The 12,101-nt window shown below is 64.9% G+C and carries 11 protein-coding genes; 10 read left to right on the top strand and 1 reads right to left on the bottom strand.

Going from position 1 to position 12,101, the window contains the following annotated elements:
• The first annotated feature begins 57 nt into the window (after positions 1-57).
• Entirely contained in the window at positions 58-699 is a 642-nt protein-coding gene (locus AC07X9_RS08730) for a trimeric intracellular cation channel family protein (RefSeq protein WP_017182719.1), read from the top strand.
• A 156-nt stretch (positions 700-855) separates the two neighbouring features.
• On the opposite strand, the gene sppA is transcribed toward AC07X9_RS08730, so the two are convergent.
• Positions 856-2,739: a signal peptide peptidase SppA gene (sppA, locus tag AC07X9_RS08725; RefSeq protein ID WP_017182718.1), complete on the bottom strand. Its 1,884-nt coding sequence runs from the start codon at positions 2,737-2,739 to the stop codon at positions 856-858.
• Positions 2,740-3,011: 272 nt separating this feature from the next.
• On the opposite strand from sppA, the gene gpmA reads away from it, so the two are divergent.
• The 9 genes from gpmA (at position 3,012) to AC07X9_RS08680 (ending at position 11,919) form a co-directional block, all read left to right on the top strand.
• The gene (gene gpmA / locus AC07X9_RS08720; protein ID WP_086485742.1) at positions 3,012-3,698 is read left to right on the top strand and encodes a 2,3-diphosphoglycerate-dependent phosphoglycerate mutase; all 687 of its coding nucleotides are present in this window, start codon (positions 3,012-3,014) and stop codon (positions 3,696-3,698) included.
• A 180-nt stretch (positions 3,699-3,878) separates the two neighbouring features.
• Positions 3,879-4,367 carry a 5-(carboxyamino)imidazole ribonucleotide mutase gene (gene purE, locus AC07X9_RS08715; protein WP_017183666.1) on the top strand — a complete coding sequence of 163 codons (489 nt, stop codon included), beginning with the start codon at positions 3,879-3,881 and terminating at the stop codon, positions 4,365-4,367.
• A gap of 8 nt (positions 4,368-4,375) precedes the next feature.
• Positions 4,376-5,446, top strand: a complete 1,071-nt coding sequence (locus AC07X9_RS08710; protein ID WP_017183667.1) for a 5-(carboxyamino)imidazole ribonucleotide synthase — start codon at positions 4,376-4,378, stop codon at positions 5,444-5,446.
• Positions 5,443-5,955, top strand: coding sequence for a dihydrofolate reductase (locus AC07X9_RS08705; RefSeq protein WP_017183668.1), 513 nt, complete (start codon positions 5,443-5,445; stop codon positions 5,953-5,955). The genes AC07X9_RS08710 and AC07X9_RS08705 overlap by 4 nt, the downstream gene beginning before the upstream one ends.
• A gap of 28 nt (positions 5,956-5,983) precedes the next feature.
• Positions 5,984-6,808 carry an alpha/beta fold hydrolase gene (locus tag AC07X9_RS08700; protein ID WP_017183669.1) on the top strand — a complete coding sequence of 275 codons (825 nt, stop codon included), beginning with the start codon at positions 5,984-5,986 and terminating at the stop codon, positions 6,806-6,808.
• A 77-nt stretch (positions 6,809-6,885) separates the two neighbouring features.
• On the top strand, positions 6,886-7,827 hold the full coding sequence (locus tag AC07X9_RS08695) for a bifunctional riboflavin kinase/FAD synthetase (protein ID WP_017183670.1): 942 nt from the start codon (positions 6,886-6,888) through the stop codon (positions 7,825-7,827).
• Between the two features lie 141 nt (positions 7,828-7,968).
• On the top strand, positions 7,969-10,884 hold the full coding sequence (gene ileS / locus AC07X9_RS08690; protein ID WP_086485741.1) for an isoleucine--tRNA ligase: 2,916 nt from the start codon (positions 7,969-7,971) through the stop codon (positions 10,882-10,884).
• A 109-nt stretch (positions 10,885-10,993) separates the two neighbouring features.
• Positions 10,994-11,509: a signal peptidase II gene (gene lspA, locus AC07X9_RS08685; protein WP_017181350.1), complete on the top strand. Its 516-nt coding sequence runs from the start codon at positions 10,994-10,996 to the stop codon at positions 11,507-11,509.
• A complete protein-coding gene (locus tag AC07X9_RS08680; protein WP_017181351.1) occupies positions 11,506-11,919 on the top strand; it encodes a DUF3035 domain-containing protein in 414 nt (137 codons plus the stop codon). The genes lspA and AC07X9_RS08680 overlap by 4 nt, the downstream gene beginning before the upstream one ends.
• Positions 11,920-12,101 lie beyond the last annotated feature (182 nt).

Raw genomic sequence — 12,101 nt, 5'->3', positions numbered from 1 at the left:
TGGGTTCCCGCCTGCGCGGGAACACGGAAATATTGTAACGGATGTAAGTATATAGCCATGCTCCCGTCCACGCCCCTCCTCGCCACATCGATCGGCCCGGTGCTGGAAACGCTCAGCATCGTCGGTACGTTCGTTTTTGCCGCGTCGGGCGCGCTGGCGGCCGCGCGGTTGCGGCAGACTTTGGTGACCTTCGCCTTTTTCGCGCTGGTGACCGGGGTGGGCGGCGGCACGTTGCGCGATCTGCTGATCGGGGCGCCGGTATTCTGGGTCGTGAATGCCGCGCCCGCCATCACCTGCATGTGCGCGGCGGTGATCGTGTGGTGTACGCCGCGCCGCTTCTGGAGCGAGCGGGCGCTCGATTGGCTCGACGCGATCGGGCTGGCTGCCTTTGCGGTGTTCGGCGCGGTCAAGGCGATGAGTTTTGGCGTGCCGCCCTTTGTTGCCGGGATGATGGGCGTGGTGACCGGCTGCGTCGGCGGCATCATGCGCGATCTGCTGGCGGGGGAACCGTCGATCCTGTTGCGGCCCGAACTTTATGTGACGGCGGCGGCAGTAGCGGCGGGGCTGTTCGTTGGGTTGCGGATGATAGGGCTGGACGTGCCGGTCGCGGGCGTCATCGCGGCGCTGACCGGCTTTGGCTTGCGCGCGCTGGCGATATGGCGCGGGCTGGGGTTGCCGGTCTATCGGGATGAGGGGTAGTTTATCGTCCTTCTCTTGACGAGATTTACATGCCCTCTGACCTCACCCCGTTCGGGCTGAGCCTGTCGAAGCCTCGTCCTTCTGCTCAAGACGTGCAGCCCTTCGACAAGCTCAGGGCGAACGGAGGAGGGAATGCGCCGCAAGCGGAGAAGGGGATTAGCGCCACAACCCCGCGATGAGCGCCATCATGCCGCGCTGGTCTGCTGCGCTCTGCGTCCTCGGCGCGCCATAGCTGCGGCATTCCAGGCAGTCGGCACGAACGCCTGCGCCGGTGACCAGGGCCTTGACGTCGGCCACCGCCTGCATCGCCCAGTTGCGCTGGACCATGGCTTGCCGGGCCAGCATGTCGCGCGGCGCGCCTGCATCGTCCGCGTCGCGCTGCGCCATCGCCTCGATCCAGGCGGCCCATTTGTCGGGCGCTTTTTCGATGCGGTAGGCGCGGGCGGTCTTGGGGTCGATCTTGGCGCGGCGTGCGGCTTCGGCGATGGCGTCCTCCAGCCCGCCGAAGCGGTCGACAAGGCCATTCTGGCGCGCGGTGCCGCCGTCCCAGACGCGGCCCTGCGCGATGGCGTCGATCTGCGCCGGGGTCTTGTGGCGCGATTGGGCGACGATGCCGACGAAGCGGCGATAGATGTCCTCTACCCCCATCTGCATGATCGCGTCGAATTGCGGGGAGGTGCCGCCGGCAAGGTCTGGCTGGCCCGACAGGGGCGTGGTGGCGACGCCGTCCGTCGTGACGCCGATCTTGGCCAGCGAGCCTTCAAAGCTCGGCAGGATACCGAACACGCCGATCGAGCCGGTGATGGTGTCCGGCTCTGCAAAGATCATGTCGGCGGGGGTGGAGACCCAATAGCCGCCGCTGGCCGCGACATTGCCCATCGAGACGACCACGGGAAGTCCGTCCGCCTTGGCCTGAAGAATGGCGGAGCGGATCTTTTCCGAGGCCATGACCGATCCGCCGGGCGAATCGACGCGGACGACGAGGGCTTTCAGATCCTTTTCATTGAGCGCGGTCAGCAGCAGGTCGGAGATGGTGTCGCCTGCCGCAGTGCCGGGACCGGCTTCGCCATCGACGATGTCGCCCGCGATCGTCAGCACGCCGATCTGGCCGTCATTGGCGGGCATGCGCGCCTTGACATACGCGGCAAGGTCGATCGTGGCGAAACCGCCCGCCTTCGCATCGGAGGCGTCGCCCGCAATCTCCGCGACGCGCGTGCCAAAGGCGGTGGCGTCGCCCAGCTTGTCGATCAGGCCCGCGGACAGGGCGGCCTGCGCCATATTGCCGTTGGCGGCGCGGGCAGCGGCGACCGGGTCGGCGGCATAGGCGGCGATCTTCGCCTTTGGCCGCGCCCTGGCGACATCATCGCGCCAGTTTTGCCAAAGCGCGTCGGCCAGCGCCTGATTGGCCTGCTTGGCTTCGGGGGACTGATCGGCCCGGATAAAGGGTTCGACGAAGCTCTTGTAGGTGCCGACGCGATAGACATGGGTGTTGACGCCCAGCTTGTCGATCAGCCCCTTATAATAGAGGCCCGATCCGCCCCGGCCCATGATCGCGACGCCGCCCAGCGGATCGCTCCACGCTTCGCTGGCATGGGCGGCCAACAGATAGCTGTCATCGGTATAGAGGGTGGCATAGGCCAGCACCGGCTTTTTCGCGGCGCGCAGGGCGTCGAGCGCCTGGCCAACGCGGGCGATGGCGACCTGACCGCCGCCCATGAAGCCATCCAGGTTCAGGACCACCGCCTTGACCTTGCCATCCGTCCTGGCCGCATCGAGCGCGGTGACGATGTCGGACAGGCGATATTCCTTCATCTGCGGGCCGGACCCCGACAGCAGCGCGAAGGGATCAACCTCCGCTGGCTGTTCGACGATGGTGCCGTTGAGGTCGAGCAGCAGCGCGCCCGCGCTGATGCCGGCGACGGGTTTTGGCGAGAAGGAGAGGGCGGCGTAGAGCGCGCCGAAGAAGAGGAGCAGGAACAGCAGGACCAGTCCGTCCTTGATCGCGACCAATATGCGCCACGCGCCCTTCACAAATGCCAAGTGGGTGTTCCTTCTGCCCGATCTGCCATGGCTAGCCCATCGCCCTGTCGACTGCAATGTGGGGGTACAGGCGGGCTGGACAAGCTTGCGCGGTCGATTTTGGCCGCTATGGGGATCGTTGCATAATCACGGCCTATCCATCCCCGTTTGCCCTGAGCCTGTCGAAGGGGGCTTCGGCAAGCTCAGCCCGAACGGAGGTGGGGTTGGAGAATTATGCCGCCGTTCCGTGATGGGAACTCATATTGTCCGCTCTTGTGCAGGAGACATGCCCGATGCCCACACTCGTCCTTATCCGTCATGGCCAGTCGTCATGGAATCTGGAAAACCGCTTCACCGGATGGTGGGACGTGGACGTGACCGAGAAGGGCGCGGGCGAAGCGCGGGCGGCGGGACAGTTGATGAAGGCCAAGGGGCTGGATTTCGACCAATGCTATACCTCGCTCCAGACCCGCGCGATCAAGACGCTGAACCTGGCGCTGGAGGAAATGGGGCGGCTGTGGCTGCCGGTGGAGAAGGACTGGCGCTTGAACGAGCGTCACTATGGCGGGCTGACCGGCCTGGACAAGGCGGAGACGGCGGCCAAGCATGGCGACGCGCAGGTCAAGATCTGGCGCCGCAGCTTCGACATTCCGCCGCCGGTGCTGGAAGCGGGCAGCGAGTTCGACCTGAGCAAGGACCGCCGCTATGCGGGCATCGCCATTCCATCGACCGAGAGCCTGAAGGATACGATCGCGCGCGTGCTGCCCTATTGGGAAAGCCGCATCGCGCCCGACCTGAAGGCAGGCAAGCGGGCGCTGATTTCCGCCCATGGCAATTCGCTGCGCGCGCTGGTCAAGCATCTGTCGAACATTCCCGACGACGAGATTACCGAACTGGAAATTCCGACGGGTCAGCCGATCGTTTACGAACTGGCCGACGATCTGAGCGCGATCGAGCGCTATTATCTGTCGGAACGGTAAGGGCTGTGTGCTCCCGCGCAGGCGGGAGCCCAGTTGAAACGGCGGGACTAGGCTCCCGCCTGCGCGGGAGCACGCCGGGTTCGGAGGAAATACGACATTGCCCCCCGGCGACCCGGTCGCTAAGGGGCTTTGCTTTCCGGGCGGCACCGTGAAGGCCGCGCCATGAGGGGAAGCACGGGCATGAGCGGGGCAATCGAGGTCGGCATCATCATGGGGTCGCGGTCCGACTGGGACACGATGCGCCATGCCGCCGAAACGCTGGACGCGCTGGGCGTGCCCCATGAATGCAAGGTGGTGTCGGCGCACCGCACCCCGCAGCGGCTGTATGATTATGCGACGAGCGCGGTGAGCCGCGGCCTGAAGGTCATCATCGCGGGCGCGGGCGGGGCGGCGCATCTGCCGGGCATGTGCGCGTCCATGACGCGCCTGCCGGTGCTGGGCGTGCCGGTCGAATCGAAGGCGCTGAAGGGCATGGATTCGCTGCTGTCGATCGTCCAGATGCCCGGCGGCATTCCCGTGGCGACGCTGGCGATCGGCAAGCCGGGCGCGATCAATGCCGGGCTGCTGGCCGCCGCGATCCTGGCGACCAATGATCCTGAACTGGCCGGGCGACTGGACGCCTGGCGCACTAAGCAGACCGATGCGGTCGCCGAAACGGTGGAGGACTGAGCGGCCCCATGACGACCATCGCGCCCGGTTCGACCATCGGCATCCTTGGCGGCGGCCAGTTGGGGCGGATGATCGCCATCGCCGCCGCGCAGCTTGGCTATTGCACCGCCATCTACGCGCCGGAAGAGAGCGGCCCCGCCGCCGACGTGTCGCCGCGCTGGACGCGGGGCGATTATGAGGACGCAGCGGCGCTGGCGGCCTTTGCCGACGGCGTCGATGTCGTCACCTATGAATTTGAGAATATCGACCCGGCGGCGGTCGAGGTGCTGGCCACCCATGGGCTGGTGCGTCCGGGTGCGCAGGCGTTGCGGGTGGCGCAGGACCGGCTGGCGGAAAAGCGGTTCGTGTGCGATCTGGGCGGGCTGACCGCGCCCTTTGCGCCGGTCGAGGATCTGGACGATCTGGAGGCGGCGATCGCGCAGGTCGGCAGCCGCGCGATCCTGAAAACCAATCGCATGGGTTATGACGGCAAGGGGCAGGCGCGGATCAACGAGCCGGGCGATGCGGTCGGTGCTTGGAATGCGATCGGTCGGCAGAGCGCGATACTGGAAGGCTTTGTGACCTTTGCCGAGGAATTTTCGGTCATATTGGTGCGCGGGGCGGACGGTGAGGTGCGCTTCTGGGACAGTTCGGCCAATGTCCATGTCGATGGCATCCTTGACACGTCGATCACGCCCGCCGGGCCGCTGATCGAGGGGCAGGTGCCTGCCGCCCGCGCGCTGGCGCGGAAAATTGCCGATGCGCTGGACTATGTCGGCGTTCTGACCTGCGAATTTTTCGCCAGCGCCGACGGCCCGGTGTTCAACGAAATGGCGCCGCGCGTCCATAATAGCGGGCATGGCACGATCGAGGGTGCGGTGACGAGCCAGTTTGAAAATCATGTCCGCGCGATTTGCGGACTGCCGCTGGGCGACACCGCGCTGGCGGCGCGCCGGGTGGAGATGCGCAACCTGATCGGCGAGGCGGCGCATGACTGGCAGGCGATCCTGTCCGATCCGGCCAACCATCTGCACCTTTATGGCAAGCATGAAGCGCGGCCGGGGCGCAAGATGGGGCATGTCACGCGGCTGACGCTGTGAGCGAGATCGTGCTGATCCTGGCCCGCGCCGACAATGGCGTGATCGGGCGGGATGGTGATCTGCCCTGGCGGTTGCCGGCGGACCTCAAGCGGTTCAAGGCGCTGACGCTGGGCCATCCGATGATCATGGGGCGCAAGACGTTCGACAGCCTGCCGGGCCTGCTGCCGGGGCGTCGCCATATCGTCCTGACCCGCGACCGGACATGGAGCGGGGCAGGGGCGGAGGTAGCGCATGATGTCGCGGGCGCGCTGGCGCTGGCCAATGCGCCGGGCGTGATGGTGATTGGCGGGGCGGAAATCTATCGATTGTTCCTGGACGTTGCCCATCGAATCGAGCTGACCGAAGTGCATCTGGACGCGGTGGGGGATGCCAGCATCGCCTATCCCGATCCGGCGGACTGGGTGGAAGTGGCGCGGGAAGCGCATGAGGCCGTCGATGATCGGCCCGCCTATAGTTTTGTCTCTCTTTGTCGCATCGATTCGGAACAGGGCGCTATTTCCGCAGGTTAAGGCAGTCCCCGGATAGAGGACTGCATCCATGCCCATTTTAGACGCACGCGACGGCGCGCATATCCAGTATAAGGTGGCCGGAGAAGGCCCGCCCGTCATCCTGATCCACGGCTGGCCGCTGACCGGCGATATGTGGGAATATCAGACAGTCGCGCTGGTCGAGGCTGGGCATCAGGTCATCACCTATGATCGGCGTGGCTTTGGCCAGAGCAGCCATCCTGCGACCGGCTATACCTATGACATATTCGCCGACGATCTGGCCGACCTGATCGCCCATCTGGGTTTGCCGCGCGTCAGCCTGGTCGGCTTTTCGATGGGCGGGGGCGAGATTGCCCGTTACCTGACCCGCCATGGTGCCGCGCGGGTGGACCGAGCGGTCCTGGTGTCGTCCGTCGTGCCCTATCTGCTCAAGACCGCTGACAATCCCGATGGCGTGGAGGAGCATGTGTTTGCCGGTATGCAGGAGGATATCCGCAAGGATCGCTTCGACTTCCTCCAGAGTTTCGCCAAGGATTTCTATGGCGTTGGCTGGGTGACCAGCCCGGTCAGCAAGGGTTTGCTGGACTGGAGTTTCGCGCTGGGCATCATGGCCAGCCCGCTGGCTACCATTGCCTGTGTCGATGCCTTCGGGCGCACCGATTTCCGTCCTGACCTGGCAAGCTTCACCGTCCCCACGCTGGTGATCCATGGCAGCGGTGACAAGACAGTGCCGATCGACCCCAGCGGTCGCGCGGCGGCGGCGGGGATCGCTGGCGCGCAATGGCTGGAATATGAGGGCGAGCCCCATGGGCTGTTCGCGACGGTGCCCGACCGGCTGAATGCCGATCTCATCGCCTTCCTGCGTGGTGGCTGACGACTGAGGATTGCGGGCGTTCGCGAGAGGGGTCTCGGTCATTGCTCTTGGCCGGGATGCCCCCTATAGGCCGCGCCATGGAGCGGCTGACAAGCGGCGCCCCGGTCCCGGCGCATTTGCGCGGGGCCATCATGGCGCTGGGCAATTTCGACGGGTTTCACGCCGGGCATCAGGCCGTGGTCGGCCATGCGATAGACCGCGCCCGTGCCGAGGGGCGTCCGGTCATCGTCGCGACCTTCGATCCGCATCCGATGCGGTTGTTCCGGCCCGACACGCCCCATTTTCGCCTGACCACGCTGGACCAGCGGGCGGCCCTGTTCGCCGCTGCCGGGGCGGACGCGATGATGGTGTTCGCCTTTACCCCCCAACTGGCCGCGCTTGGGCCGCAGGCTTTCGTGCGCCTGCTGGCCGCCGATATGGGCATTGCGGGGGTCGTCACCGGGCAGGATTTCACCTTTGGCAAGGGGCGCGCCGGTTCCGTGGCGGCCCTGTCCGAACTGGGCGCGCCATGGGGCATGTGGGCGCAGGCGGTTGCGCCGGTGACCGATGCGGACGGGGCGGTGATTTCCTCCAGCCGCATCCGCGCGGCGTTGCAGGCGGGCGATTGCGCCACCGCGACCCGGCTGCTGACCCGGCCCTTCGCGATCGAGGGGGAGGTGCAGCATGGCGACAAGCTGGGGCGGACGATCGGCTTTCCCACCGCCAATGTCGATATGGGCAGCTATTTGCGCCCGGCCTATGGCATTTATGCGGTGCGCGGGATTTTGCCGGACGGGCGCGTGCTGGACGGGGCGGCGAATCTGGGCATCCGCCCGACCTTCGACCCGCCCAAGGAATTGCTGGAACCGCATTTCTTCGAATTTGCCGAAAGCCTGTATGGCCAGTGCATTGCCGTGCAACTGATCGCGTTCCTGCGGCCGGAGGCGAAATATGACGGGCTGGACGCGCTGATGGCGCAGATCGCGCTGGACTGCGAGGCTGCACGGCAAATCCTTGCGGGAACGCCTTACGTCGCTTAATGGCGGCTTGTTTTCTCACCCGTTCGGGCTGAGCGAAGTCGAAGCCTTCTACTGAGCGGAGCGAAGTGACCTCCCTATCGGTCGGTCGAGCCCTTCGACTTCGCTCAGGGCGAACGGTCATTAGCAGATACCGGACCCATTATGACCGACGCACCTGACTATAAGTCCACCGTTTTCCTGCCCGTCACCGACTTTCCGATGAAGGCCGGCCTGGCGCAGAAGGAACCCGCGATCGCGGCCAAGTGGGAGGCGATGGGTCTGTATGACCGGCTGCGCGAGCGGCGCAAGGGGCGCGAACGCTTCATCCTGCATGACGGGCCGCCCTACGCCAATGGCGACATCCATATGGGCCATGCGATGAACAAGGTGCTCAAGGACATCATCGTCCGCAGCCAATCGCTGCTGGGCAAGGATGCGCCCTATGTGCCCGGATGGGACTGCCATGGCCTGCCGATCGAATGGAAGATCGAGGAGGAGTATCGCAAGAAGAAGCTGAACAAGGACGAGGTGCCCGCCGCCGAGTTCCGCGCCCAGTGCCGCGCCTATGCCGACAAATGGGTGGGCGTGCAGAAGGAGCAGTTCAAGCGTCTGGGCGTGATGGGCGACTGGGCCGATCCCTACCTGACCATGAAGTTCGACGCCGAAGCTACCATCGTGGGCGAGTTGCTGAAATTCGCGGAAAGCGGCCAGCTGTATCGCGGGGCCAAGCCGGTGATGTGGTCCCCGGTCGAAAAGACCGCGCTGGCCGAGGCTGAGGTGGAATATGAGGATGTCGTGTCGACGCAGATCGACGTGGCGTTCGAGATTGTGGAAGCGCCCAATGCGCCGGAGCTGGTTGGCGCGCATGCGGTGATCTGGACGACGACCCCTTGGACGATCCCGGTGAACCAGGCGATCGCGTTTGGGGAGGGGATCGAGTATAAGCTGGTTGAAGAGACGACGCTTCCGTTGAACGATGAATCGGCGCCGACGAAGACTGGTCGCCGTTTTCTCGTAGCTTCGGATTTGGTGCACGCTTTCGGTGAACGTAACGGCTGGTTTGCTCGCAATACCGACGAAGAAGACTTCGGGTATATGTCGATATGGACCGGCAAAGGCATCGACCTCGCCGGAGCCATCGCCCGTCATCCGATGCACGCGCTCGGCGGCTTCTTCGCCCGTCCGCGTCCCTTCCTGCCCGCCGATCATGTTACCACCGACGCGGGTACCGGCCTTGTCCATATGTCCCCCGATCATGGCGAGGAGGATTTCATCGCCTGCAAGAAGCTGGGCATCGACCCGGTCTTTGCGGTCAATGATGCTGGTTTCTATCGCGACGATTGGGAATGGTTGCCGGGGCAGGGCAGCGTCATCAATACCAAGTTCAACGGTGCGGACGGCCCGATCTGCACTGACCTGCGCGCGGCTGGCGCGCTGCTGTCGGCCAGCGAGTTCAGGCATAGCTATCCCCATAGCTGGCGGTCGAAGGCGCGGATCATCTATCGCTGCACGCCGCAATGGTTCATTCCGATGGACAAGCCGAGCGGGCAGGTGATGGACTATCCGCTGCCGCCGCTGGAGCCGGTCACCGGCGCGCTGGCGACGGCGCTGCCGACCAACGGGCCGACGCTGCGCGGCGTGGCGCTCGATGCGATCCAGAACACCCGCTGGGTGCCGGAGCGCTCGACCAACCGTATCCGGTCCATGGTCGAAGGGCGTCCCGACTGGGTGATCAGCCGCCAGCGCGCCTGGGGCGTGCCGATCGCGCTCTATGTGCATCGCAAGAGTGGGCAGTATCTGGTTGATCCGGCGGTCAATACCCGCATCGTCGAAGCGTTCAAGGCGGGCGGCGCGGATGCCTGGTTCGGGGCGGATCATCAGGCGCTGCTGGGGCCGGAGCATGATCTGGCCGACTATGAGGTCATCACCGACATTCTCGATGTGTGGTTCGATTCCGGGTCGACCCACAGTTTCGTGGTGGAGGCCCGCTATGGCGAGGGCGCGCGCGCCGACCTGTATATCGAAGGGTCTGACCAGCATCGCGGCTGGTTCCAGTCATCGCTGCTCGAAAGCTGCGGCACGCGCGGACAGGCACCGTACAAGGCAGTGCTGACCCATGGCTTCGCGCTCGACGGGACCGGGCGCAAAATGTCCAAGAGCCTTGGCAATGTTGTCGATCCGCTCAAGATCATGGGCGAAAGCGGCGCGGACATATTGCGCGTATGGGTCGCGAGCACCGACTATTTCGACGATGTGCGGATCGGCAAGGAAGTGTTGGCCGGATCGTCCGACGCCTATCGCAAATTGCGCAATACTTTCCGGTACATGCTGGGCGCTCTTTCCGATTATGATGAAGAGACCGAAGCCGTGTCCTACGCCGAAATGCCGGAGCTGGAGCGCTATATGCTCCACCGGCTGGCGACGCTGGACGCGGAATTGCGCAGCGTTGTCGACAAGGCGGCGGACAGCGAGAATTGGCTGGAATTCAGCCGCTATACCCGCGCGCTGTTCGATTTCGCCAATAGCGACCTGTCGGCCTTCTTCTTCGACATTCGCAAGGACTGCCTCTATTGCGACGCGCCGTCGGACCCCAAGCGCCGCGCCTATCGCACATTGCTGGATACGCTGTTCCACGCGCTGGTCCGCTATGCCGCGCCGATCATCCCCTTCACCGCGGAGGAAGTATGGCAAAGCCGCTTCCCAAGTGACGAGGAAAGCGTGCATTTTCTGGAATGGCCGGAGATCGACCATCACTGGATCAACGCGCATCTGGACGAGAAATGGACCGAGTTGCGCAGCCAGCGCGAACAGGTGAACGAGGCGATCGAGCCGTTGCGGCGCGAGAAGATCGTGCGTTCCAGCCTGGAGGCCGATGTCACCATGGGGCAGGTGCTGGCCGTGGGCGACGTCGATTTCGCCGAAGTGGCGATCGTCGCGCGGGTGACGATGGGCGAGGGCGACGGCATCAGCGTCCGTCCCAGCGAATGGCACAAGTGCGGCCGTTGCTGGCGCTTGCTGCCCGAAGTCACCGAGGATGGCGCGCTGTGTGGCCGGTGTGACGCGGTTGTTGCGCCATGAATAGGCATGGAACAACGTGCTCCCGCGAAGGCGGGAGCCTAGTCGTGCCGTCCGAGCTGGGCTCCCGCCTTCGCGGGAGCACGTTTTTTCCAGTCGCTGGGTTTGATCGATGACTAATCCTATCAACCACCGCCCGCTGGGCCTGACCGTCGCGATCGTGACGCTGGCGCTCGACCAGCTCATCAAATATGCCGTCACCTATCCGCTGGCGCTCAAGAGCCGGGCGGATCTGGGGATCGAGATATTGCCGATCTTCCGCCTGCGCTGGTTGGAAAATCGCGGCGTGTCGATGGGCTTCTTCCACGCCGACACCGACCTGATGCGCTGGGCGCTGGTGGGCATGACCATATTGATCGCCGGATTTGTGGGCGTGTGGATGTGGCGCGAAAAGGCGCGGCAGGATGTCGCGGCGCTGGGGCTGGTCCTGGGCGGCGCCATAGGCAATATCGTCGACCGGATAAGGCTGGGCTATGTCGTTGATTATGCCGACCTGCATTTTGGCGACTGGCGGCCCTTCCTGATTTTCAACCTGGCTGACGCAGCGATCACCATCGGCGTGCTGATCCTGCTTGCGCGGGCGTTGCTGCTGCGCGACAAGGGCGCAAATACGGAGACTTTGAAGTGAAGCTTAAACTGATCCTTGCCGCCGGTCTGCTCACCACCCTGTCGGCCTGCGGCGGCGGCGGCGGGCTGTTCAACCGCGAACGTCCCGATGAATTTGCGGTGTCGCGTCAGGCGCCGCTGGTGATCCCGCCAGACTTCGCGCTGGTGCCGCCCGCGCCCGGCTCGCCTTCGTCCAATGCGGTCGATTCGAGCAAGGCGGCGATGGAAGCGATGTTCGGTGGCCCGGCGCAGCGCAGCGCGACCGAAACGTCGACGCTGAACGCCGCCGGTCGCGCCAATGCGGCGGCGGGCATCCGCTCGACCGCTGGCGATCCGGGCACCGAAGTGGTCGACAAGGGTGCGACCACCCGCGACATTATCGCCGCCCCCGAAGGCGACGGTCAGGACGCACGAGCCGCAACGCCGCAGTGACAGGGAATGGAAAAGGGGCCGAATGGCCCCTTTTTTGTTGCGATAGCTGCTTTCCCGCGTGAAGCGCCCACCTCCGTTCGTTTCGAGCGAAGTCGAGAAACCTGTGCGTGATGTTTCTCGACTTCGCTCGAAACGAACGGAGCACAGCAAGTTTATGATACCCTCCCCCGGAAGGAGGATGT

This window comes from Sphingobium sp. GW456-12-10-14-TSB1, from assembly GCF_059424385.1.
Note: the sequence above shows the minus strand (reverse complement) of the source record. Positions and strands in the feature narration are given on the sequence as shown.